Raw genomic sequence first — 22,689 nt, 5'->3', positions numbered from 1 at the left:
TTGCAAAACGGGGTGTGGCGCAGCTTGGTAGCGCGCTTCGTTCGGGACGAAGAGGCCGCAGGTTCAAATCCTGTCACCCCGACCACAGAGAGGCTCCGCCGGAAGGCGGAGCCTCTCGCATGATAGGACGGACATGATGACCGAAAGCATCCCGCCCCTTCTCGTCGCCTTCGATCTCGACGATACGCTCGCCCCTTCGAAGAGCGGCATCGACCCGCGCATCGGCGAGCTGCTGATCGCCCTGGCCGAGCGCGTCGAGGTGGCGATCATCTCGGGCGGTCAGCTGGCGCAGTTCACCACGCAGGTCGTCGACCGCCTGCCGGACGCCTCCGCCGACGCCCTCGGACGCCTGCACCTGCTTCCCACGTGCGGCACGCAGTACTACCGGCTCGCCGATGACGAGGTCGTGACCGTCTACAAGCGCTCGCTCACGGACGACCAGAAGTCGCGCGCCCTCGCCGCGGTCGAGGGCGAGGCCCGTCGCCTCGGGTTCTGGGAGACCGAGACATGGGGCGACATCCTCGAGGACCGCGGCTCGCAGATCACCTTCTCCGCGCTCGGCCAGCGGGCGCCCGTTCCCGCCAAGACCGCGTGGGACCCCACCGGCGAGAAGAAGAACAGCCTGCGCGCCGCCGTCGCGGCGCTGCTGCCCGACCTCGAGGTGCGCTCCGGCGGCTCGACGTCGGTCGACATCACCGAGCAGGGCATCGACAAGGCGTACGGCATGCGGCAGCTGGCAGCGCAGACCGGAATCTCGCTCGAAGACATGCTGTTCGTCGGCGACCGCCTCGACCCCGACGGCAACGACTACCCCGTCCTCGCGATGGGCGTGCGCTGCCACGCGGTCGACGGCTGGGAAGACACCGTGGTCTACCTCGAGCAGCTCATCCCCACGCTTCCGGTTCGCGTCTGACGCAGCATCCGCTCGCCCGTCGCGAAACGCTGCCCCTCCCGGCACATCGTGACAGGTGAGCAGCGTCTTCGTCCGCGTCCTCGGTCCGAACGTACTGCTCGCCTGTCGCAACGTGCTGCGGTGAGCGGCACATCGTGACAGGCGAGCAGCCGTCGGGCGGTCAGGCCTTCGCGCGCGGCGCGGTGCTCTTCGCGGCCGGGGCCTTCGCAGGACGGGATGCTGCCGCATCCGACTTCGCAGCGCTCGAGGCCGTCGTGGCGCGAGCGGCGCGAGGGCGCGAGGCCGCCGCAGCCGCCTCGGCGACCGGGGCCGACACCGTCACCGGGACCAGCCGCTGCAGCTGCGTGACGTGGCGGGGTTCGAGCTCCGCGATGGAGGACACACCGAGGAGCTTCATGGTGCGCTCGATCTCGCTGCGCAGGATCGCGATGGTGCGGTCGACGCCCTGGCGCCCGCCTGCCATCAGTCCGTACAGGTACGCGCGGCCGATCAGGGTGAACTTCGCGCCGAGGGCGATCGAGGCGACGATGTCCGCCCCGTTCATGATGCCGGTGTCGACCATGACGGTGGCGTCCTTGCCGACCTCGCGCACGACCTCGGGCAGGAGGCGGAACGGGATCGGGGCGCGGTCGAGCTGGCGGCCGCCGTGGTTCGACAGGATGATGCCGTCGACGCCCGCATCGATGAGGCGCTTCGAGTCCGCGACGTTCTGCACGCCCTTGACGACGATCTTGCCCGGCCAGATCTCGCGGATGATCGCGAGGTCGTCGTAGCTGATGGTCGGGTCCATGGCCGAGTTGAGGAGCTCGCCGACCGTGCCGCCCGTCGTGGACAGCGACGCGAACTCCAGCTTCGGCGTGGTGAGGAAGTCGTACCACCACCACGGGCGGGGGATCGCGTTGACGATCGTGCCGAGCGTGAGCTGCGGCGGGATCGAGAAGCCGTTGCGCTTGTCGCGCAGGCGCGCGCCCGCCACCGGCGTGTCGACCGTGAACTGCAGCGTGTCGAAGCCGGCCTCGGCGGCGCGACGGGCGAGGCCGTACGAGATCTCGCGGTCGCGCATGACGTAGAGCTGGAACCAGTTGCGGCCGTTCGGGTTCGCGGCCTTCACGCCCTCGATCGACGTCGTGCCGAGTGTCGACAGGGTGAACGGGATGCCGGCGGCACCGGCCGCACCGGCACCGGCGACCTCGCCCTCCGTCTGCATCAGGCGCGTGAACCCGGTGGGGGCGATGCCGAACGGCATCGCCGACGGGCCGCCGAGGATCTCGGTCGACATGTCGACGTTCTCTGCCGGGCGCAGCACGTCGGGGTGGAACTCGATGTCCTCGAACGCCTGGCGGGCGCGCGAGAGCGACAGCTCGCCCTCGGCTGCCCCGTCCGTGTAGTCGAACGCGGCCTTGGGTGTACGGCGCTTCGCGATGTCGCGCAGGTCGTAGATCGTGAGCGCGGCGTCGAGGCGGCGCTTCTTGCCGTCGAGCTCGGGCTTCTTGAACTGCATGAGCTCGAGGAGCTCTTTGGGGTTGGGGAACTGGCGGGTGACCATGAGTGCCTCTCCGATGGGTCAGGTCTGCGTGGGCGCGGCGGTCGAGCGGGCGAGACCCGCCGCCGCGTAGTAGCCGACGATGTGGTCGTGGACGAGAGTGCGGGCGCGTGCGGGATCGCCCGCGTCGACGGCGTCGAGGATCGCGTGGTGCTCATGGCGAAGGCGGTCGGCGGCGGCGTCCCATTCCGCAATGCCAGCCGCACCCGCTTGCACGTAGGACTCGATGGCCGTGCGCAGTCCCGCCATCATCGCCGCGATGACGACGTTGCCCGAGGCCTCGGCGAGGGCGAGGTGCAGCTGGGCGTCGAGAGCGAGGAACTCGGGGGCGGTGAGGTCGTCGGCGTCCATCGCGTCGAGCACCTCGCGCGCCGGGGAGGTCGAGCGCGCGGGGTCGGCCGCGAGGGCCTGGACGACGGCCGACTCGAGCACGAGCCGCGTGGCGACCACATCGTCGAACGGGAAGCCCTGCGCAGCGACCTGAAGCCGCAGCAGCGCCGACATGCCGCCCTCGGGCGTCGCGATGATGATGGCGCCGGAGGTCGGCCCCGACCCGGTGCCGGTGCGGATGAGCCCCATCACCTCGAGCACGCGCAGGGCCTCGCGGACGCTGGAGCGCCCCACACCGAGCGTCGCGGCGAGCTCCCGCTCGGGGGCGAGCCGGTCGCCGGGCCTGAGGGCGCCGTCGAGCAGGTCGGTCTCGATCTTCTCGAGCACGACGCGCCAGGCGCGCGCGGGCGCGAGCGTGGGCGGAGTCGGGGTGCCTGCCACGGATCTCCTCGTCGATGTCGGATCCGGCGCCCTCCGTCTTTGAAGGACACGGTGTGGTCAGACCACGATAACCTGTGGTCGGACCACAGACAACCCGCGTGACGCCGGATGTCCCCCCGGGGGGCACTACGCTGACCCCATGGACCCCCTCCTCCTCGTCCTCATCGTCGCGGGCGTCGCTGCCGCATTCTGCTGGATCACCTCGCTCGTCACGAACGAGACGTCGTGGATCGACCGCCTGTGGTCGATCGTCCCGGTGATCTACGTGTGGATCTTCGCCGGCGCCACGCTCGTCGCGGGCGTCGACGCGACCCGGCTCGTCGTGATGGCGCTGCTGGTCACGGCCTGGGGCGCGCGCCTCACCTTCAACTTCGCGCGCAAGGGCGGCTACACCGGCATGGAGGACTACCGCTGGGCGATCCTGCGCGGCCGCATGAGCCGGTGGCAGTTCCAGCTGTTCAATCTCCTCTTCATCGTGCTGTTCCAGAGCGCGCTGCTCGTGCTCATCTCACTTCCGGCATACATCGCGTGGCAGCATCCCGTGCCGTTCACCGGCTGGGATGCCGCGTTCGCGGCGCTGTTCGCCGCGTTCCTGGTCGGCGAGACCGTCGCGGACCAGCAGCAGTGGGCGTTCCACCAGGCAAAGAGGGCTGCGGGCGGCACCCTCGAGCCCGGCTTCGTCACGACCGGCCTCTTCGCCTACAGCCGCCACCCGAACTTCTTCTTCGAGCAGGCCCAGTGGTGGGCGTTCTACGCCCTCGGCGGGACGGCCCTCGTCGCCGACGGCGGCAGCTGGCTGAACTGGACGATCGCCGGCGCCGCGCTGCTGACGATCCTCTTCATCGGCTCGACCGTCTTCACCGAGTCGATCTCGGCGTCGAAGTACCCCGCCTACCGGGAGTACCAGCGCACCACGTCGATGCTGGTCCCGCTCCCCCGCCGCCGCGGGCGTGCACCCGAGACGGCCTGAACCCGCGCCGTCTCGGAAGAGCGTCAATCCAGACGTCCGCCCGACGCGCGGAGGTAGTCCTCGGCGCACAGCGACTCGTATGTGACGCGGTCGGTGGTGAGCTCGTCGATCGCGACCTGGTCGCCGTCGAAGACGAACCGGCCGCCCACGAGACGAGCGTTGAAGAGCGCCTTGCGGCCGCAGCGGCAGATGGTCTTCAGCTCTTCGAGGCTGTGGGCGAGCTCGAGCAGCCGGGCCGAACCGGGGAACGCCTGGGTCTGGAAGTCGGTGCGGATGCCGTACGCCAGCACGGGCACGCCGTCCATGACGACGATCCGGAGCAGGTCGTCGACCTGCGCGCGCGTGAGGAACTGCGCTTCATCGATCAGCAGGCATGCGACGTCGACCTCGTGCTCGTCGGCCTCTGGAACGAGAGTGTCGGCGGCCTCGGCCTTGACGCGCGCGCGATGCTCGGCGAACAGCGCGCGGATGTCGTCGTCGGGGCGCACCAGGAAGTCGACGGTGCGCTTGACGCCCAGGCGGCTGTCGATCTGGTCGGCGCCTTTGGTGTCGATGGCGGGCTTCGCGAGGAGCACGTGCTGGCCGCGCTCCTCGTAGTTGTATGCGGCCTGGAGGAGCGACGTCGACTTGCCGGAGTTCATCGCCCCGTAGCGGAAGTAGAGCTTGGCCACGGATCGAGCGTAGTCGGTGGAGCCGCGCGCCCGCCGCCCGGGCCGCCGCGGCGCTGGACGGGCGTCAGCGCCCGCCGAAGCCGCCCCCGCCGCCTCCGCCGCCCGAGAACCCGCCACCGGACGAGCCGCCCGAGAACGACCAGCTCGAGCTCGACGAGGAGCTCGACGACGAGCCCGGCCGCGACACCGGTGTGGCCGCGAGCCGACCGATCGACGACGACGCATCGGAGAGCGATCGCGAGGTGACCGCGTCGAACAGGGCGAGCTGCGAGGTCACCTCGACCGCTCCCGTCGCGCGGATGACGTCCACCCACTCGCGCTCCATGCCGAAGAGCACCGCATACGGCAGCAGACGCTCGTAGAGGTTCACGACGGACGCGCCCGGCGCGCCCGGCGCGTCACCGTACGGGCGGCGCCCCGCCGACACGAGATCCGCGGTCTGGGGGGACTGCGCCGCGCGCAGGCGATCCTCCTCCGCGAGCTGCAGGTAATCGCGGATGCCGGCGAGATACGTCTTGTGCATGCCGCCCGCGACCGTCAGCACCGACTTCGGGAGCGAGAAGAACGGCAGCCCGATGAACGCGAAGAAGGCGCTGCCCAGTGCGGCGAAGTAGATGAGGTTCCCGAAGGATCCGAGCGGGTCGAGTACCACGAACGCACCGTCGGCGAAGAAGATGAGGAGCATCGCCAGCGGCAGCCCGGTCAACTGGATGAAGCCGCGCAGCAGCGTGACACAGTCCGGCAGCTTGCTGCGATATCCGCGCTGCACCGTGAACTCGTCGATGCGGCGCACGTAGGTGACGGCCCGCGACGGCGGCTTGCGAGCGAACGCGCCGAGGTCGACGTCGGCGCCCGGCTCCGCCTTGCGCCCGAACAGCGTGTCGACGATGCGACGTTCGTCGCTGTCGAGCCCGGCGGTGTCCCGCAGCACGACCTCGAAATCGTCGGCGTCCTGCCGGTCTCCGGCCGCCCGGATCTCGACCGCGTCCTTCACCGCGAGATCGACGACGTGCGCCGCCAGCGCCCGCTCCGGAACGTCGAGCACGCCGGCCGAGAGGGTCAGCGACTCGTCGTCAGGCGGCGTGTACTGCACGATCACCGGCGACCGGTCGGGATTGCGTCGCGCGGCGGCCTTCACCACGAGCACGAACACCAGTCCGCCGATGCCCGACAGCAGCGCGAGCGCGGGGAGGATCCAGAGCCACCACGGATAAGGGGGCGGAGGGGGTGGGCTCGACGCCGCGAAGGTGCCCTGCTCGAAGCCGAGCGCCACCGTCACGTTCTCGTACGGGCCGAGGCCTTCGTCCCTCGCTGTGAAGGTCACCGCGGTCGTCGCCGAGGAGCCGACGGCCTCCGCCCAGGCCTGGACGGCGTCCGGCAGTGAACCGGGTTCCGCCGCCCGCTCGATGGTGCACTGCCCGGTGGACCCGGACTCGCCGGTGTAGCAGAACGCGCGCCCGTCGATGAGGCCGGCCGCAGCATCCGTCGCCACATGCACGTCGGCGGTCACGACGCCGAACGGCTGCGCGTGGTCGGTGCCGACGGTGTCCCAGTAGAACTCATCGGCGGCGGTGTCTTCGTAGCGCAGCACCACGTCGCTCATCTCGTACGTGATGATGTAGGTCTGCGCGCCGTGCACGTAGGAGTCATCGCCGGTGAGCACGTAGATCCAGTCGCCGTCACGCTCGGTCCACCACGGGATCGCGGCGCCGTCGGCGCCGGTCACCGTGTAGACGACGGTGCCGAGGTCGAGGCCGCCGTCGACGACGGGCAGTGCCCGCACCAGGCCCTTGTTCTGATCGAAGTCGGGGAAGCGCGCCACGATCGTCTCGCTGGTGAGAAGCCGGCTGCGCTCGCCCGCACCACGCACGAGCCAGTAATCGGCCTGGAACGAATCGAACGTGAAATCGTCGACGGATGCTGCCGCCACCGCGCCGAGGACCGCGGGGCGTTCGCTCCCCCGCGCCGCGATCACCGTGGGCGAGGCCTGCGCACCCGCGACGCCGAGAGTGATCGCGCCCGCGACGAAGACCGCGACGACCACCCCTGCGGCGATCCCCCAGCGACGCCATCCGCGTCGTGACACCGACATGCACCCACCCTAGGGGCGGGTGGCTCGCATGCCCAGGATCGACGACCGGCGCCGCGGGTCAGGCGGTGAGCGCCAGTGCCTCGGCGGTCTCGCCGAGCGACTCGCGCGCGACCTCAGGGCGCGCGTTGAGCGTGTCGCCGTAGCTCGGGATGAGCTCGCGCAGACGCGGCTCCCACGCCTCGATGCGATCGGGGAAGCACGTCTTCAGCAGGCCCAGCATGATGGAGACCGCGGTGGAGGCGCCCGGGGAAGCGCCGAGCAGTCCGGCGATCGTGCCGTCGGCACCCGTCACGACCTCCGTGCCGAACTGCAGCACGCCGCCCTTCTCGGGGTCCTTCTTCATGACCTGCGCGCGCTGGCCGGCCTGGATGATCTCCCAGTCCTCGTCCTTCGCAGTGGGCATGAAGACGCGCAGGCTGTCGACCTTCTTCTTGTGGTTCTTCAGCAGTTCGCCCACGAGGTAGGTGATGAGGCTGGGGTTGTCCCACGCGACCTTGAGCATCGGGCCGAGGTTGCCAGGGCGCACCTGGCCCACGATGTCGAACCACGAGCCGGTCTTCAGGAACTTGGGGCTGAACGTGGCGAAGGGGCCGAAGAGGAGCGACGCCTCGCCGTCGACGACGCGCGTGTCGAGGTGCGGCACCGACATCGGCGGCGCTCCCACCGAGGCCTGCGAATACACCTTGGCCTTGTGCTGCGCCACGACGGCGGGGTTCGACGTCTTGAGGAACTGCCCGCCGATCGGGAACACGCCGTAGCCCGAGATCTCGGGAATGCCCGAGCGCTGCAGCAGCTTGAGAGCCCAGCCTCCGGCGCCCACGAAGACGAACTTCGCGCGGATCTCCCCCGGAGTGCGGCCGATCGTGCGGCGGTACTTCACGCTCCAGGTGCCGTCGGACAGGCGCTTCAGGCGGCGCACCTCGGTGTTGGTGCGCACGTCGGCGCCGTTCTCCGCGAGCCGGTCGACCAGCTGGCGGGTGAGGGCGCCGAAGTCGACGTCCGTGCCCGCGGGCACCCGCGTCGCCGCGAACGGCTCGCCCTTGCGGCGCTTCTGCATGAGCAGCGGCGCCCACTGGTTGATGACGCGGGAGTCCTCGCTGTACTCGATGCCGGCGAACAGCGGCTCGTCCTTGAGGGCCTCGTAGCGCTTCTTGAGATACGCGACATCCTTCTCGCCGCGCACGAAGGTCATGTGGGGTGCGGAGTTGATGAACGTCGACGGAGCGTCGAGCACGCCGGCGTCGACGAGCGACGACCACAGCTGCCGGCTCTGCTGGAACTGCTCGTTGATCGAGATCGCCTTGGCGGGGTCGACGGAGCCGTCCTTGGCCTCGGGCATGTAGTTCAGCTCGCACAGGGCGGCGTGGCCGGTTCCGGCGTTGTTCCACGCGTTCGAACTCTCCAGCGCGACGTCGCTCAGCCGCTCGAACACGGCGATCTTGAGGTCGGGCTGCAGCTCCTGCAGCAGCGTGCCGAGCGTCGCGCTCATGATCCCGCCGCCGATCAGCAGCACGTCGACGGTCTCGACGTGGGAGGTGAGTTCGGTGTGGGTCTCAGCGGGCGTTGCGGTCACCAGACGATTCTAGTTCGGCGTGAAAGCACCCCCGACCGGGGCCGGGCTCTCACAGCGAAAATCCTGCGGTTCTTGCCGAAACGACAAGGCGCTCCCCGTCCTTCCGCCCGCTCCCACGCCCCTCCCTCTTCGTTCATTCGTCACAGATGTACGGGAGAGCCTGCGATCGGCGTGCATCTGTGACGAACGAACGAGGAGGGCGAGCGGATGCCGATGGCCCGGCATCCGCTCGCCCGGAGCTTCGGCGCGCGAAGCGTCAGGCGGTGACGCCCAGGTTCGCGGCGACGACCTCGGCGATCTGGACGGCGTTGAGCGCGGCGCCCTTGCGGAGGTTGTCGTTTGAGATGAAGAGCACGAGGCCCTTGCCCTCAGGCGCGGACTGGTCGGCGCGGATGCGGCCGACGTAGCTCGGGTCGTTGCCGGCCGCCTGCAGCGGCGTCGGCACCTCTTCGAGGACGACGCCGGGGGCCGAAGCGAGGACCTCACGGGCACGGTCGGGCGTGATGTCGCGCGCGAATTCGGCGTGGATCGACAGTGAGTGACCGGTGAACACGGGCACGCGCACGCAGGTTCCGGCGACACGGAGGTCGGGCAGCTCGAGGATCTTGCGGCTCTCGTTGCGGAGCTTCTTCTCCTCGTCGGTCTCGTTCAGGCCGTCGTCGACGAGGTTGCCCGCGAGCGGGATCACGTCGAAGGCGATGGGAGCGACGTACTTCTCGGGCTCCGGGAAGTCGACCGCCGCGCCGTTGTGGACCAGGTCGAGCGTGTTGCCCTGCGCGAGGACGCCCTCGACCTGACCGAGCAGCTCCTGCGCGCCGGCGAGGCCCGAGCCCGACACGGCCTGGTAGGTCGAGACGATGAGGCGCTCGAGCCCGGCTTCGGCGTCGAGCACCTTCAGCACCGGCATCGCGGCCATCGTGGTGCAGTTCGGGTTCGCGATGATGCCCTTCGGCGGGTTCGCGATGACGTGCGGGTTGACCTCGCTGACGACGAGCGGCACCTCGGGGTCCATGCGCCAGGCGCTCGAGTTGTCGATGACGATGGCGCCGGCCTCGGCGAACCGGGGCGCGTGCGCGCGGCTGCCGGTGGCGCCGGCCGAGAACAGGGCCACGTCGATGCCCGACGGATCGGCGGTCGCGACATCCTCGATGATCACGGTCTCGCCGGCGAACTCGACGGCGGTGCCGGCCGAGCGTGCGGTGGCGAACAGACGCAGCTCGCGGATCGGGAAGTTTCGCTCGGCGAGAATCTCGCGCATGACCGTCCCGACCTGGCCGGTGGCGCCGACGACGGCGACGGAGAGTCCTGAATCGGAGATGCGGGTCATGGGGGTTTCCTCAGCGTGGGGCACAAGCGTGGAGCGGACGCGCGGGCGCCGTCGGTCGCGCGGGGTTTGGGCGATTCTACCGGCCCGTGCCGGACACTGACCGCGGTGTTACCAGTCAGAGCGGACAGCGTGCGTGTGATTCCTGCCGTTAGCCGACCGGTCGGCGAGATCAGGAGATCTGGCGGATGCAGGACGTTTCGCGCGAGGTCTTCCTGTCTGAGCCAGATCGCCTGATCTGGGAGACGGATGCCTCGGGCCGAGGCATCCGTCGATCGCGACCCGGTGTCAGCGGCCGGTGCCGGCGTAGACGGTCGCCTCGATGTCGCCGTCCAGTCCGTACGCGGTGTGGACGACGCGGGCGGCCTCGGCGAGGTCGTCGCCGCGCACCACGACCGAGATGCGGATCTCGGAGGTCGAGATCATCTCGATGTTGATGCCCGCGACGCTCAGCGCTTCGAAGAGCGTGGCGGAGACGCCCGAGTGCGTGCGCATGCCGGCGCCGACGACCGACAGCTTGCCGATCTGGTCGTCGTGCACGAGGTTCTCGAAGCCGATCTCGGACTGGTCGGCGGCGAGCGCCTTCAGCGCGATCGCGGCGTCGGTCTTGGGGAGCGTGAACGAGATGTCGGTGCGGCCCGTCGTCGCGGCCGACACGTTCTGCACGATCATGTCGACGTTGGCGCCGGACTTCGCAACGACCTTGAAGATCTCGGCGGCCTTGCCCGGCACGTCGGGAACACCGATGATCGTGATCTTGGCCTGGCCGAGGTCGGTGGCGACGCCGGCGACGATGGGCTCTTCCATCTCTTCTCCCTTTTCGCCCGCGGGAACGTTCATCCCGGGGCCGAGCACGTATGTCCCCACGCCCGAGCTGAACGTGGAGCGGGCGTGGATGAGCACGCCGTGACGGCGTGCGTATTCGACGGCGCGGATGTACAGCACCTTCGCGCCGTTGGCGGCGAGCTCGAGCATCTCTTCGGCCGAGACCACATTCAGCTTCTTGGCCTTGGGCACGACGCGCGGGTCGGCCGTGAAGATGCCGTCGACGTCGCTGTAGATCTCGCAGACATCGGCCTCGAGTGCGGCCGCCAGCGCCACAGCCGTGGTGTCGGAGCCGCCGCGGCCGAGCGTCGTGATGTCGCGGGTGTCGCGGTTGAAGCCCTGGAAGCCGGCGACGATGACGATCGCGCCCTCGTCGAGGGCCTCGCGCAGGCGGATCGGCGTCACGTCGACGATGCGCGCGGAGCCGTGGTCGGCGGTCGTGATCATGCCGGCCTGGCTGCCCGTGAACGAACGCGCCTCGAAGCCCATCGAGTGGATCGCCATCGCGAGGAGCGCCATCGAGATGCGCTCGCCGCTCGAGAGCAGCATGTCGAGCTCGCGCGGCGCCGGGATCGGGGCGACCTGGCCCGCGAGCTCGAGCAGCTCGTCGGTGGTGTCGCCCATCGCGCTCACCGCGACGACGACGTCATGACCGGCACGACGCGTGTCGACGATGCGCTTCGCGACGCGCTTGATGCTCACGGCATCAGCAACCGACGACCCGCCGTACTTCTGGACGATCAGCGCCACATCGAACTCCACGCGTTTGTCTGAGAGCGGGCGAGAACGGATGCCGCATCCCGCGGCCTCCGGTCACCCAAGGGTCCATCTTACGGACGCGGTCATGCGCCCTCGGCCATGTGTCGGGCGGCGGCGCGGGGCGGCGCACCGCAGCACAGGATCGGAGATCGGCGCCGACACGCCGCGCCGGGCGTGACCCGACCGGCGTGTCGGCGAGAGGTTCCGATTCTGCGCGCCGCGGCGGCACGCCAGTAGCATCCGAGCATGGAGCAGATCGAGACGTGGTCGGAGTTCAACGTCGCGATGGTCGGGGCGACGGCGGCGCTCGCGGGTCTCGTGATCGTCGCCGCGAGCGTCAACATCGGCGACATCATCAAGGAGGCGTCTCTCACCTCCCGCCTCGCGGCGGGCATCTCGGGGCTCGTGCTGGCCCTCATCGGCTGTGCGATCGGGCTGATCCCGGACGTCGGGGCCGTCCCGTACGGTGTCGCGATGATCGTCGTCGCGCTCGGCGCCGGCGTGTTCCAGGTGCAGGCGACCCGCAGAATCTTCGAGAATCGGCATCCCGCCAACCGCATGCGCGGGCTCAAGTCGGCCGTGGGCTTCTTCGCGCCGCTGGCTTATGTCGTCGGGGGCGGGCTGCTGGCGAGCGGCCGGACCGACGGGCTGGTGTGGTTCGCCGTCGGGTCGATCGTCGCCATCGTCGCCGCGCTGCTCGTGTCGTGGATCGTGCTGGTCGAGGTGCTCCGCTGACGATCACCCGGTCGACATCGGCAGATCGGCGCTCTCGGTCTTGCGGGCGCGCAGGGCGCCGCCGGTGGCGGCGAGCCAGCAGCCGAGGATCACCAGCGGGAAGCCGATCAGCAGGCCCGGGGTGAGCGGCTCGCCCAGGATCATCGTGCCCAGGACGATCGCGACGACGGGATTGACGTAGGTGAACAGCGGCGCGCGGACCGGACCGACACGGGCGATCAGCGCGAAGAACACGATGAACGCGAGCGCGGTGCAGAGCACGGCGAGGGCGATGAGCGACATCGTGCTCTCGACGGTCGGCGCCTGGTGCTGCGTCAGGAACGCGATCGGCGTGTAGAAGATCCCGACGGCGAACAGGGCGAGTGTGATCGAGCCCAGCGACGGGACGTCGCGCAGCTTCGTCGCGATGACGAACGGGGCGATCGCATAGAGCAGCGCCACGAGAAGGACCTCGCCCACCGCGAGGAGACCGCCACCACCCTCGATGGCCAGCCCGGGGCCGGCGACGATGACGAACACGCCCGCGAAGCCGATGAACAGTCCGATCGCCCGGGCCGGGCGGAGCACCGACCGATCGCCCCCGCCGAACGCGATGAGCGCCGCGAACAGGGGCACCGTCGCGACGAGCAGGCCCGTCAGGCCGGACGGCAGTGTCTGCTCGGCATGGCCGAGCAGGAGGAACGGCCCGGCCATCTCGATGGCGCCGAACAGCAGCACCCAGCCGATCTTCGCGAACGCGGGGCGCAGCGCCTTCTGACGCAATGCGAACGGGAGCAGCAGCAAGGCGCCGAGGAGCGTGCGGCCGGCCACCACCGCCGCGGGCGAGTACGACTCGACGGCCACGCTGATGAACAGGTACGGCACGCCCCACAGCAGCGCCATAGCGCCGAACAGCAGCCACGCGCGCGTGTCGAATCGCTGCGAGGAGTTCATGCGAGGTGTCTCCCAACGGTGTGTGGCGGGGCGCGGTGGCGCTGCCCGCCGGTCGTCATCGACTCAGGTTCGGGGGTCCCGGCGCTCGGCGCCAGACCGCCGACCGCCAATCTACGACAGACTTCCGACATCCTGGGCGGGTCGTCGCGTGGAGCCCACCCGCCACGGGGTCAGACGGAGCGCCGGCCCTCGAAGGCGCGGCCGAGGGTGACCTCGTCCGCGTACTCCAGGTCGCCGCCGACCGGCAGGCCCGACGCGAGGCGCGTGACCGTGATCTCGAGCGTGTGCAGCAGCCTGCTCAGATAGGTCGCCGTCGCCTCGCCCTCGAGATTGGGGTTCGTCGCGAGGATGACCTCCTGCACCGTCCCGTCGGCGAGACGCTGCATGAGCTGCGTGATGCGGAGGTCGTCGGGCCCGATGCCGGCGATCGGGCTGATCGCGCCGCCGAGCACGTGGTAGAGCCCTCGGAACTCGCGCGTGCGCTCGATGGCCGCCACGTCCTTCGCGTCCTCCACGACGCAGATGAGCGTCTGGTTGCGCCGCGGATCGCGGCAGATCGAGCAGCGGTCCTGCTCGGAGACGTTGCCGCACACCTCGCAGAAGCGCACGCGCTCGCGCACTTCGCTGAGCAGCTCGGCGAGGTGCGACACGTCGAAGTTCGGCGTCTGCAGGATGTGGAACGCGATGCGCTGGGCCGATTTCGGGCCGATCCCGGGAAGGCGGCCGAATTCGTCGATGAGGTCTTGGACGATGCCGTCGTACATGGGCTAGCTGAACCTCGTCGGCGGCTCGTAGGGCTCCTCGCGGACGAACGTGGCGCCCAGCACCTGCCGCACGACGGCCTCGCCGTACCGCTGCACGCCGCCGTTGCGCGTCGTGACAACGGGCGTCAGCGGCGGCACAACTGTGGGCGGCACGGGCGCGTCGGCGGCAGCATCCGTGTCGTCTTCGTCGTCATCGTCGTCGCGCTCCAGCGAAGGAGCGATGTCGGTGCGGGGCAGCACGTCGCCCTCGCGCGGCGGGGCGAGCGTCGCGACGCGCGCGGTCGCGGTCTCGGCCTCTTCGGGCTCGTCGTCGACCGCGAACTGCGCGGGCGTCTCGACCGGCATCGCGGCCGGGCCCGGGTCGGGCGGCGGGGCGTCGTCGTCGGACGGGATTGGCGCGACGGCCCAGTCGGTCACCGGCGCCGCGGAAGCCGGTGCCGACACCGGCGCCGTGGCCCGCGGTGCGGCCGGTGCGGTCGCGCGGGGCGTGGCCGGTGCCGCGGCTCGCGGGGCTGCGGCGGGGGCCGGCGGCGCGGTGCTCGGAGCCACGGCGGTGGCGCGCGCTGCCGCCGCGTCGGGGGCGGCCGCCTGACGGGGGGCTTCGCGGCCGGGCGCAGCCGGTGCGGGAGGCGTCGGCGCACCCGATCCCCCGCTTCCGCCCGAGCCGCCGGTGGGATCGTGACGGGCGATGTACTTCACACGGATGCCGAGCACGGCCAGGATCGCCTGCCGCAGATCTTCGCTGGGGCCCTTGCCTGCGGCGAGCTGCTTGAACTTCGCGACGTCGCTCTGGCTCGCGAACGCGAGCGTGAGCACGTCGTCGTCGAGGGCGACGGTGCGGGCGCCGGAGGCGAGCATCCACGACGAGCGGCTCACGTTCTCGAGCTGCCCGAGCACCTGCGGCCACGCCTGCTGCAGGAGACCAAGTGTGATGGGACCTGTGGGGACCGGGGGTGCCTCCGCGGGGGCCGGTGACGCGGGCTGCGCGACGGGAGCCGCCGGCGCGGCAGCAGGGGCAGCCGCGGCCGCGGGCGCTGCGGCCGGCGTCGGAGCTGCGGCGGCGGGCGCCGGCGGCGCGGCCGTCGCCGGAGCTGCGGCAGTGACCGGCGCCGCGGCGGGCGCGGCCGCTGCGCCACGCGCCAGCACGCGCGCGACCATCAGCTCGAGCTGCAGGCGCGGCGAGGTGGCGCCGGTCATGTCGTCGAGAGTCGCGATCACGAGGTCGGCGATGTGCGACAGCCGCGACGGACCGAACGCGTCGGCCTGACGCTGCATGCGCGCGAGGTCGTCGGTCGAGACGCCGCGCAGCACCGCCGCGGCACCCTGGCCGGTCGCCGATACGACGATGAGGTCGCGCAGGCGCTCGAGCAGGTCGTCGACGAAGCGGCGCGGGTCCTGCCCGGTCTGCACGACGCGGTCGACCGCGGCGAACGCGGCCGACGCGTCGGAGGCGGCGAAGGCGTCGATCACCTCGTCGAGCAGCTCGGCGTGCGTGTAGCCGAGCAGCGCGACGGCGCGGGCGTAGGTGACCTTCGCGTCCTCAGAGCCGGCGATGAGCTGGTCGAGCAGCGACAGCGTGTCTCGGGGTGATCCGCCGCCGGCGCGGACGACGAGCGGCAGCACGCCCTGCTCGACATCGACACCCTCCTGGGCGCAGAGCTGCTCGACGTACTCGAGCATCGCCGCCGGAGGCACGAGGCGGAACGGGTAGTGGTGCGTGCGCGAGCGGATCGTGCCGATGACCTTCTCGGGCTCGGTCGTCGCGAAGATGAACTTGACGTGGTCGGGGGGCTCTTCGACGAGCTTGAGCAGGGCGTTGAAGCCCTGCGGGGTGACCATGTGCGCCTCGTCGAGGATGAAGATCTTGAAGCGGTCGCGTGCCGGCGCGAACACCGCGCGCTCGCGCAGGTCGCGGGCGTCGTCGACGCCGTTGTGGCTCGCCGCGTCGATCTCGACGACATCGAGCGACCCGCCACCGCCGCGCCCGAGCTCGAGGCAGCTGTCGCACGTGCCGCAGGGCGTGTCGGTCGGGCCCTGCGCGCAGTTGAGGCAACGCGCCAGAATGCGGGCCGACGTGGTCTTTCCGCACCCGCGGGGACCCGAGAACAGGTACGCATGACCGACCCGGTCGCCGCGCAGGGCGGTCATCAGCGGTTCGGTGACCTGCGACTGCCCGATCATCTCGCCGAACGACTCGGGCCGGTAGCGGCGGTACAGGGCGGTGGTCACTCCCCCAGCCTACGGCGTGGGGCCGACACTTCGGCAGGCTCACGGGTTCGCATCGCGACGTGCGTCGACAGGGCCAGCGCCCGAGCCATCAGTCGCACGACGGGCGATGCCGACACACGGCACCGGCCCGTCGAGATCGCCTGCTAGATTGCTCCGCAGTGACACGGGGTGCCCGCGCGGCGGGCTGAGAACACACCCGTCGAACCTGATCTCGATCATGCGAGCGAAGGGATGTCGCGATGACCGCGCGCACCGAAGCACACCTGTCCGCCCTGTCCCCCGCCGCCGCGCTGACGGCGCTGCGGGAGGCCGCACCCCTGGTGCAGTGCATCACGAACGCGGTGGTGACGAACTACACCGCGAACGCCCTGCTCGCCGTGGGGGCCGCCCCCGCGATGTGCGACATCCCGGGCGAGGCGGGACTCTTCGCCGGCATCGCCGACGGGGTGCTCGTGAACCTCGGCACGCCCACCGCCGAGCAGCGCGACGCCGCGCGCGAGGCGGTGCGCGCGACGTCCCGCTGGGTGCTCGACCCGGTCGCGGTCGGGATTCTCCCGGTGCGCACGGCACTCGCCGCCGAACTGCTCGAGCACCGTCCCGCCGTCGTCCGCGGCAACGCCTCCGAGATCCTCGCCCTCGCCGGCGAGGGCGGCGGCGGTCGCGGAGTCGACGCGACGGACGGCACGGATGCTGCGGCCGGCGCCGCGCGATCGCTCGCGCTGCGCACCGGCGGCGTGGTCGCCGTGTCGGGCCCGGTCGATCTCGTCACCGACGGCGAGCGCGTGGTCCGCGTGCACGGCGGAGACGCGCTCCTCACCCGGGTCACCGGCGGCGGCTGCTCGCTCGGGGCGGTGATGACCGCCCTCGTCGGCGTGTGTGCGCCGTTCGAGGCGGCGGTGGCGGCATCCGTCCTCTACGCGGTCGCATCGGAGCGCGCCGCCGCCCGCGCGGCGGGCCCGGGCTCGTTCGCCGTGGCGTTCCTCGACGCTCTCGACGCCGTCGCCGGCGACCCGGCCGAGCTCGACGCGCGCGTCGCCGGCGCCCTGGCCGTCCGATGAGCGGCCGCTCCGCACACCTGGCCCTGCACCTCGTCACCGACGACCGCCTGCCGTTCGATCGGCTGCGCGAGGTCGTCGACGCCGCAGCCGGCGCGGGGGTCGACGTCGTGCAGCTGCGGGCGAAGTCGGTGACCGCCCGTGAGCTCATCCGCCAGGCGAGGTCGCTGTCGGACGTGATCGACCGCCGGTGCCTGCTCCTCATCAACGACCGCGCCGACGTGGCGGTGGCGGCTCGGGATGCCGGAGCCCGCGTCGACGGCGTCCACCTGGGGCAGGGCGACCTGCCGCCCGAGACCGCGCGGCGCCTGCTCGGGTCGCACGCCGTCATCGGGTGGACCGCGAACTCCGCCGAGCACCGAGCCGCGGCTGCCGCGCCCCGCCGCGGAACGATCGACTACCTCGGCGTCGGGGTGATCCGGCCGACGTCGACGAAGCCCGACCATCCGCCGGCGCTCGGGGTCGACGGCTTCGCGGCGTTCGCTGCGGGCACGGACCTGCCGTGCGTCGCGATCGGCGGAGTCGTCGAGTCGGATGTCGCGGCGCTGCGCGCCGCGGGGGCCGCCGGCATCGCGGTGGTGTCGGCGATCTGCGGCGCGGAAGACCCGGCGGCGGCGACGCGCGCGCTGCGGAGCACCGCGGACGCACCCTCGCTCGAGGGGGTTGCGCGGTGACCGACACCGCCCTCTCGGCACCCGCACCGACGACGGTCCGAGCAGCGGCGGTCCCGCGCGTGCTCAGCATCGCCGGCACCGATCCGACCGGCGGCGCAGGCGTGCAGGCCGACCTCAAGTCGATCGCCGCCCTCGGCGGCTACGGCATGGCCGTGGTCACCGCGCTCGTCGCGCAGAACACACGCGGGGTGCGCGAGGTGCACGTGCCGCCGACCGCGTTCCTGGCCGCACAGCTCGATGCCGTGTCAGACGACGTCGAGATCGACGCGGTGAAGATCGGCATGTTGCAGTCCGTCGAGATCATCGGCACCGTCCGCGCGTGGCTCGCCCGGGTGCGTCCGCCGATCGTCGTGCTCGACCCGGTGATGGTGGCGACGAGCGGCGACCGGCTGCTCGACCCCGCGGCCGAGGACGCGCTGCGCGAACTCGTGGGCGAGGCGGACCTCGTGACCCCGAACCTCGCGGAGCTCGCGGTGCTGGTCGGGCGTGATCGAGCGACCACCTGGGCCCAGGCGGTCGACGATGCGCAGGCGCTCGCTCGAGCGACCGGCACCACGGTGCTGCTCAAGGGCGGCCACCTCGACGGCGCCGACTGCCCCGACGCCGTCGTCTCGGCCGGCGGAGGGGTCGAGGAGGTCGCCGGCGCACGCGTCGAGACCCGCAACACGCACGGCACCGGCTGCTCGCTGTCATCCGCGATGGCCACGCTGCGCGCGGCGGGCGCGGCGTGGCCGGAAGCGCTGGAGCGCGCGAAGACCTGGCTCACCGGCGCACTGGCGCACGCCGACGCGCTGCGCGTGGGCGAGGGCAACGGCCCGATCGACCATTTCCACGAGCACCGGGCCGCAGCATCCGTTCCCCGCCCGACCTGGTCGACGAACGTGTGGGATGCCGCGGCCACCGTGCGCGCCGACGTCGACGCCCTCGAGTTCGTACGCGGGCTCGGCGACGGGACGCTTCCCCGCGAGACGTTCCTGCGCTATCTCGCACAGGACGCCGTCTACCTCGGCGAGTACTCCCGCGTGCTCGCGAAGGCGAGTGCGCTCGCTCCGACCTCCGAGGAGCAGGCCTTCTGGGCGCAGGCGGCGGAGTCGTCGATCGTCGAGGAGCGACGGCTGCACGAGTCGCACCTCGGCTCCGTGACCGCCGCTCCTGCGCCGCAGACCCTCGCGTACACGAACCACCTGCACGCGTCGGCCCGCTCGTACGGCGAGCTCGTGGCGGCGCTGCTGCCGTGCTTCTGGCTGTACACGGACATCGGCATCCGCCTCGCCGCCCGGCGGCACGACGCGCACCCCTACGACGACTGGCTCGCGATGTACGGCGACCCCGCCTTCACCGCCGCGACCGCCCGGGCGACCGAGATCGCGGACGCGGCTGCGCTCGAGGCCGGACCTCTCGAACGGGTGCGCATGGACGCTGCGTTCGCCCGGTCGATGGAGCACGAACGGGAGTTCTTCGCGCGGGCCTGACGCCCGCGCCCGGCATCGGCGAGATCAGGAGATCTCGCAGCGCCAGGGCGATTCCTCTCGGATCGTCCTGTGCTCGCCAGGTCTCCTGTTCTCGGAAGGCGTCAGACGTCGGCGCCGTGCTCGACGTCCGCGGCGCCCACGATGATCGGGATCGTCGAGGTCACGGTGGGCACCGACGCCGAGAGCAGCGAGCCGTCCTCGCGGCGCGCGTCTCCGAGCTCGCGCAGCGACGGCCGGCCCGGAATGACAGGCCCCTGGCCGTCGAGCGGTGCGACGACCTCTTCGCCCGCGCCCACGACGTAGCCCACGCCTCGCACGCTGAAGCCGACGGGGTCGCCCTCCGTGGCGCGCACGCGAAGCTCGTCACGGGTGACGGTGACGACCAGGCGCGTGCCGTGCCAGTGCAGCACGAACTCGAGCGACGGCCACGCGGCGGGCAGCCGGGGGTTGAACGACAGCTCGCCGAAGTGGTCGCGCATGCCGCCGAATCCCGCCACCAGCGCGGTCCACACCCCGCCGGCCGACGCCACGTGCACGCCGTCGGACGCGTTGTGGTGCAGGTCGCCGAGGTCGACGAAGATCGACTGCCGGAAGTACTCCAGCGCGAGGTCCTGGTAGCCGACCTCGGCAGCGAGGATCGCCTGCACCACGGCCGACAGCGTCGAATCGCCGGTGGTGAGCGGGTCGTAGTACTCGAAGTCGGCGAGCTTGTCCTCGTCGGAGAAGTGGTTGCCCTGCAGGAACAGCGCGAGCACGACGTCGGCCTGCTTGAGCACCTGGTACCGGTAGATCACGAGCGGGTGGAAGTGCAGCAGCAGCGGTCGCTTGTCGGGCGGGGTGTTCTCGAGATCCCAGATCTCGCGCTCGAGGAACACGTGATCCTGCGGATGGATGCCGAGGCTCGGGCTGAATGGGATGTGCATGGCCTCTGCGGCTCGCTCCCACGCGTCGGGCTCGCCCGGCTCCAGCGCGAGGCGGTCGACCATCTGGCGGTAGACCTCCCCGTCGGCCTCGGCCATCTCCCGGATCGTGCGGGCGGCGAAGCGGAGGTTGAACCGCGCCATGACGTTGGTGAAGAGGTTGTCGTTGACGACGGTGGTGTACTCGTCGGGGCCGGTCACACCGTGGATGTGGAACGTGTCGCCCTCGCCGTCGAGCACGCCGTCGCTCGAACGCCAGAAGCCGAGGGTCGCCCAGAGGCGGGCCGTCTCCACGGCGATGTCGACGCCCTCACGGAAGAGGAATTCGTCGTCTCCGGTTGCGCGCACATACTTCGCGAGCGCGAAGCTGACGTCGGCGTTGATGTGGTACTGCGCGGTGCCGGCGGCGTAGTAGGCGGATGCCTCTTCGCCGTTGATCGTCCGCCACGGGAAGAGGGCGCCCGCCTCGTTGAGCTGGAACGCGCGCTTCCGCGCGGCGGGCAGCATCAGGTACCGCATGCGCAGCGCGTTGCGCGCCCACAGCGGCGTGGTGTACGCGAGGAACGGGAGCACGTAGATCTCGGTGTCCCAGAAGTAGTGCCCGGAGTACCCGGAGCCCGTCATGCCCTTCGCGGGCACCCCCTGCCCGTCCGCGCGCGCCGAGGCCTGAGCAAGCTGGAACAGGCACCACCGGGTCGCCTGCTGCAGGTCGTCGTGGCCGCCGATGCGCACGTCCGAACGCTCCCAGAACGCGTCGAGCCACTCGCGCTGCTGTGCACGGACGGCGTCGACGCTCTCGCCCAGCGCACGATCGAGGGTGCGACGGCAGCGGTCGACGAGTTCGCGCGCGGGCACGCCGCGAGACGTGTGGTAGCTCACGAGCTTCGTGACGCGGATCGGCACGCCGGCCTTCGCGTTCACCCGGAACACGTTCTTCGCGATGTCGGGCTCGATGAGCGTGCGCGAGGTGTACTCGTTCGCCGTCTCGACGAGGTGATCGGCGACGACCGCGATCGTCATGCCCGAGTCCGTGACGCGGTACGACAGGGCCGAGCGCAGCTTGTCCTGCCAGTACTCCTCCGGCTGCAGGACGCGCTCGTGCAGCTTCTCGGTCTTGCGCGGGTCGAACCCGGCCTTGCGCGGTGCCAGGGGGGTCCCGCCGTAGACGTCCTCGCCGTCCTGCCGGTTGAGGATCTGGCAGCTGACGGTGACCGGCGCGTCCGCGTTCAGCACGGTGACGTCCACCGTCATGAGCGCGAGGTGCTTCTCCTCGAACGACACCAGCCGCTCGAAGTCGATCCGCACCTCCTTGCCCGACGGCGTGACCCACAGGATGTGCCGGCGCAGCACGCCGTCGCGCATGTCGAGCGTCCGCTCGTACTCGCGCACGTCGGCGACGTCGAGCGACAGCGGCTCGTCGTCGACGTAGACGCGCATGACCTTCGCGTCGGGGGCGTTGATGATCGTCTGGCCGACCTCGGCGAAACCGTACGCCTGCTCGGCGTGACGGATCGGGAACGTCTCGTGGAACCCGTTGATGAACGTGCCGTGCTCGTGCGCGTGACGCCCCTCGGGCTGGTTGCCGCGCAGGCCCAGGTAGCCGTTGCCCACCGCGAACAGCGTCTCGGTGACACCGGTGTCGTCCAGGTCGAACGACGTCTCGACGAGCCGCCACGGGTCGACGGGGAACCGGTCGCGATCGATCATCGTGCGAACTCCTCCAGATCCTTCACCACGACATGGGCGCCGGCCTCGACGAGGTCCGCCTCGCCGGCACCGCGGTCCACACCCACCACGAGCCCGAAGCCGCCGCCGGCTGCGGACTGCACGCCACTGATGGCGTCCTCCACCGCGACGCTGCGCGATGGCTCGACCTGCAGCATCCGTGCCGCCTCGACGAACACGTCCGGTGCGGGCTTCGACGCGAGGTGGTCGCGTTCGGCGATGACGCCGTCCATCACGACCGCGAAGCGATCACGGATGCCGGCTGCCGCCAGCACCTCCTCCGCGTTCTTGGAGCTCGACACCACCGCGACGGGGGTGCCCGCCTCGGCGAGCACGTCGAGCAGCCGCAGCGACCCCGGGTAGGGGGCGATGCCCTCGGCGCGGAGCACGCGCTCGAAGACGGCGTTCTTGCGGTTGCCGATGCCGCACACGGTGTCGGCCGTCACCGGGTCGGACGGGTGGCCCCACGGCACCTCGACATCGCGCGAGCGCAGCAGGCTCGCCACGCCGTCGTAGCGCTTCTTGCCGTCGAGGTGGTCGAAGTAGTCGCGCTCGGTGTACGGCGGGGTGATGTCCCACGCCGCGAAGAGCTCCTCGAACATCGTCTGCCACGCGTGCATGTGCACTTCGGCTGTGGGCGTGAGGACGCCGTCCAGATCGAACAGCACGGCGTCGTAAGCGGTCAGATCGGGCAGGGCGTCGTCAGCCACAGAACCTCCGAGAGCGGGTGCGGGTGCGTCG

18 protein-coding genes, 1 tRNA gene and 1 riboswitch are annotated in these 22,689 nt (G+C 71.0%); of the genes, 7 read left to right on the top strand and 12 right to left on the bottom strand.

What is annotated here, in order from left to right; genetic code table 11:
* The first annotated feature begins 8 nt into the window (after positions 1-8).
* Both ACFQ7C_RS19070 and ACFQ7C_RS19065 read left to right on the top strand, forming a co-directional pair.
* Positions 9-85, top strand: a tRNA-Pro gene (locus tag ACFQ7C_RS19070).
* 51 nt (positions 86-136) lie between these two features.
* Positions 137-913 (top strand): HAD-IIB family hydrolase, encoded by a 777-nt coding sequence (locus ACFQ7C_RS19065; RefSeq protein ID WP_378905063.1) that lies wholly within the window; start codon positions 137-139, stop codon positions 911-913.
* Positions 914-1,073: 160 nt separating this feature from the next.
* On the opposite strand, the gene ACFQ7C_RS19060 is transcribed toward ACFQ7C_RS19065, so the two are convergent.
* Together ACFQ7C_RS19060 and ACFQ7C_RS19055 are read right to left on the bottom strand one after the other, a co-directional pair.
* Positions 1,074-2,459, bottom strand: coding sequence for an alpha-hydroxy-acid oxidizing protein (locus tag ACFQ7C_RS19060; protein ID WP_378905061.1), 1,386 nt, complete (start codon positions 2,457-2,459; stop codon positions 1,074-1,076).
* A gap of 18 nt (positions 2,460-2,477) precedes the next feature.
* A complete protein-coding gene (locus ACFQ7C_RS19055; RefSeq protein WP_378905059.1) occupies positions 2,478-3,227 on the bottom strand; it encodes a FadR/GntR family transcriptional regulator in 750 nt (249 codons plus the stop codon).
* A 139-nt stretch (positions 3,228-3,366) separates the two neighbouring features.
* Here ACFQ7C_RS19055 and ACFQ7C_RS19050 point away from each other — a divergent pair, with 139 nt between their 5' ends.
* Positions 3,367-4,197 carry a DUF1295 domain-containing protein gene (locus ACFQ7C_RS19050; protein ID WP_378905057.1) on the top strand — a complete coding sequence of 277 codons (831 nt, stop codon included), beginning with the start codon at positions 3,367-3,369 and terminating at the stop codon, positions 4,195-4,197.
* 23 nt (positions 4,198-4,220) lie between these two features.
* Here the strand turns inward: ACFQ7C_RS19050 and ACFQ7C_RS19045 are convergent, their stop codons facing one another.
* From ACFQ7C_RS19045 to ACFQ7C_RS19025, 5 genes are all read right to left on the bottom strand, one after another.
* Entirely contained in the window at positions 4,221-4,868 is a 648-nt protein-coding gene (locus ACFQ7C_RS19045) for a thymidine kinase (RefSeq protein ID WP_378905055.1), read from the bottom strand.
* A 64-nt stretch (positions 4,869-4,932) separates the two neighbouring features.
* A complete protein-coding gene (locus ACFQ7C_RS19040) occupies positions 4,933-6,960 on the bottom strand; it encodes a DUF2207 domain-containing protein (protein ID WP_378905052.1) in 2,028 nt (675 codons plus the stop codon).
* 58 nt (positions 6,961-7,018) lie between these two features.
* Positions 7,019-8,533 carry a malate:quinone oxidoreductase gene (locus tag ACFQ7C_RS19035; RefSeq protein WP_378905049.1) on the bottom strand — a complete coding sequence of 505 codons (1,515 nt, stop codon included), beginning with the start codon at positions 8,531-8,533 and terminating at the stop codon, positions 7,019-7,021.
* Between the two features lie 256 nt (positions 8,534-8,789).
* Positions 8,790-9,860 carry an aspartate-semialdehyde dehydrogenase gene (locus tag ACFQ7C_RS19030; protein WP_378905046.1) on the bottom strand — a complete coding sequence of 357 codons (1,071 nt, stop codon included), beginning with the start codon at positions 9,858-9,860 and terminating at the stop codon, positions 8,790-8,792.
* Positions 9,861-10,145: 285 nt separating this feature from the next.
* Positions 10,146-11,432: an aspartate kinase gene (locus ACFQ7C_RS19025; RefSeq protein WP_378905088.1), complete on the bottom strand. Its 1,287-nt coding sequence runs from the start codon at positions 11,430-11,432 to the stop codon at positions 10,146-10,148.
* Between the two features lie 255 nt (positions 11,433-11,687).
* Here ACFQ7C_RS19025 and ACFQ7C_RS19020 point away from each other — a divergent pair, with 255 nt between their 5' ends.
* Positions 11,688-12,176, top strand: coding sequence for a hypothetical protein (locus ACFQ7C_RS19020; protein WP_378905043.1), 489 nt, complete (start codon positions 11,688-11,690; stop codon positions 12,174-12,176).
* A 3-nt stretch (positions 12,177-12,179) separates the two neighbouring features.
* On the opposite strand, the gene ACFQ7C_RS19015 is transcribed toward ACFQ7C_RS19020, so the two are convergent.
* The 3 genes from ACFQ7C_RS19015 to ACFQ7C_RS19005 form a co-directional block, all read right to left on the bottom strand.
* Complete coding sequence (locus ACFQ7C_RS19015; protein ID WP_378905040.1) at positions 12,180-13,109, bottom strand: DMT family transporter; 930 nt, start codon at positions 13,107-13,109, stop codon at positions 12,180-12,182.
* A 170-nt stretch (positions 13,110-13,279) separates the two neighbouring features.
* Complete coding sequence (gene recR, locus ACFQ7C_RS19010; protein WP_116196093.1) at positions 13,280-13,873, bottom strand: recombination mediator RecR; 594 nt, start codon at positions 13,871-13,873, stop codon at positions 13,280-13,282.
* A gap of 3 nt (positions 13,874-13,876) precedes the next feature.
* Positions 13,877-16,102 (bottom strand): DNA polymerase III subunit gamma and tau, encoded by a 2,226-nt coding sequence (locus ACFQ7C_RS19005; RefSeq protein WP_378905036.1) that lies wholly within the window; start codon positions 16,100-16,102, stop codon positions 13,877-13,879.
* Between the two features lie 154 nt (positions 16,103-16,256).
* A riboswitch (TPP riboswitch) is annotated at positions 16,257-16,351 on the top strand.
* Between ACFQ7C_RS19005 and thiM the strand changes: the two genes are divergently transcribed.
* From thiM to thiD, 3 genes are all read left to right on the top strand, one after another.
* Entirely contained in the window at positions 16,342-17,160 is an 819-nt protein-coding gene (gene thiM / locus ACFQ7C_RS19000) for a hydroxyethylthiazole kinase (RefSeq protein ID WP_378905033.1), read from the top strand. Its footprint overlaps the riboswitch before it by 10 nt.
* The gene (gene thiE, locus ACFQ7C_RS18995; protein WP_378905030.1) at positions 17,157-17,831 is read left to right on the top strand and encodes a thiamine phosphate synthase; all 675 of its coding nucleotides are present in this window, start codon (positions 17,157-17,159) and stop codon (positions 17,829-17,831) included. Before thiM ends, thiE begins: the two co-directional genes overlap by 4 nt.
* Positions 17,828-19,303, top strand: coding sequence for a bifunctional hydroxymethylpyrimidine kinase/phosphomethylpyrimidine kinase (gene thiD / locus ACFQ7C_RS18990; protein WP_378905027.1), 1,476 nt, complete (start codon positions 17,828-17,830; stop codon positions 19,301-19,303). Before thiE ends, thiD begins: the two co-directional genes overlap by 4 nt.
* Positions 19,304-19,404: 101 nt before the next feature.
* Here thiD and ACFQ7C_RS18985 read toward each other — a convergent pair whose 3' ends face one another.
* Both ACFQ7C_RS18985 and ACFQ7C_RS18980 read right to left on the bottom strand, forming a co-directional pair.
* Entirely contained in the window at positions 19,405-21,930 is a 2,526-nt protein-coding gene (locus tag ACFQ7C_RS18985) for a glycoside hydrolase family 65 protein (RefSeq protein WP_378905024.1), read from the bottom strand.
* On the bottom strand, positions 21,927-22,658 hold the full coding sequence (locus ACFQ7C_RS18980; protein WP_378905021.1) for an HAD family hydrolase: 732 nt from the start codon (positions 22,656-22,658) through the stop codon (positions 21,927-21,929). The genes ACFQ7C_RS18985 and ACFQ7C_RS18980 overlap by 4 nt, the downstream gene beginning before the upstream one ends.
* Positions 22,659-22,689: the final 31 nt, after the last annotated feature.

The sequence above is a fragment of the Microbacterium sp. NPDC056569 genome (genome assembly GCF_042793475.1).
GTDB lineage: Bacteria > Actinomycetota > Actinomycetes > Actinomycetales > Microbacteriaceae > Microbacterium.
The sequence above is the reverse complement of the archived record's forward strand: the minus strand, read 5'-3'. Positions and strand labels throughout refer to the sequence as shown.

Coding starts and splice junctions, on each gene's coding strand:
- ACFQ7C_RS19065 (WP_378905063.1), top strand. CDS start 137: ATGACCGAAAGCATCCCGCCCCTTCTCGTCGCCTTCGATCTCGACGAT.
- ACFQ7C_RS19060 (WP_378905061.1), bottom strand. CDS start 2,459: ATGGTCACCCGCCAGTTCCCCAACCCCAAAGAGCTCCTCGAGCTCATG.
- ACFQ7C_RS19050 (WP_378905057.1), top strand. CDS start 3,367: ATGGACCCCCTCCTCCTCGTCCTCATCGTCGCGGGCGTCGCTGCCGCA.
- ACFQ7C_RS19040 (WP_378905052.1), bottom strand. CDS start 6,960: ATGTCGGTGTCACGACGCGGATGGCGTCGCTGGGGGATCGCCGCAGGG.
- ACFQ7C_RS19030 (WP_378905046.1), bottom strand. CDS start 9,860: ATGACCCGCATCTCCGATTCAGGACTCTCCGTCGCCGTCGTCGGCGCC.
- ACFQ7C_RS19020 (WP_378905043.1), top strand. CDS start 11,688: ATGGAGCAGATCGAGACGTGGTCGGAGTTCAACGTCGCGATGGTCGGG.
- ACFQ7C_RS19015 (WP_378905040.1), bottom strand. CDS start 13,109: ATGAACTCCTCGCAGCGATTCGACACGCGCGCGTGGCTGCTGTTCGGC.
- recR (WP_116196093.1), bottom strand. CDS start 13,873: ATGTACGACGGCATCGTCCAAGACCTCATCGACGAATTCGGCCGCCTT.
- thiM (WP_378905033.1), top strand. CDS start 16,342: ATGACCGCGCGCACCGAAGCACACCTGTCCGCCCTGTCCCCCGCCGCC.
- thiE (WP_378905030.1), top strand. CDS start 17,157: ATGAGCGGCCGCTCCGCACACCTGGCCCTGCACCTCGTCACCGACGAC.
- ACFQ7C_RS18985 (WP_378905024.1), bottom strand. CDS start 21,930: ATGATCGATCGCGACCGGTTCCCCGTCGACCCGTGGCGGCTCGTCGAG.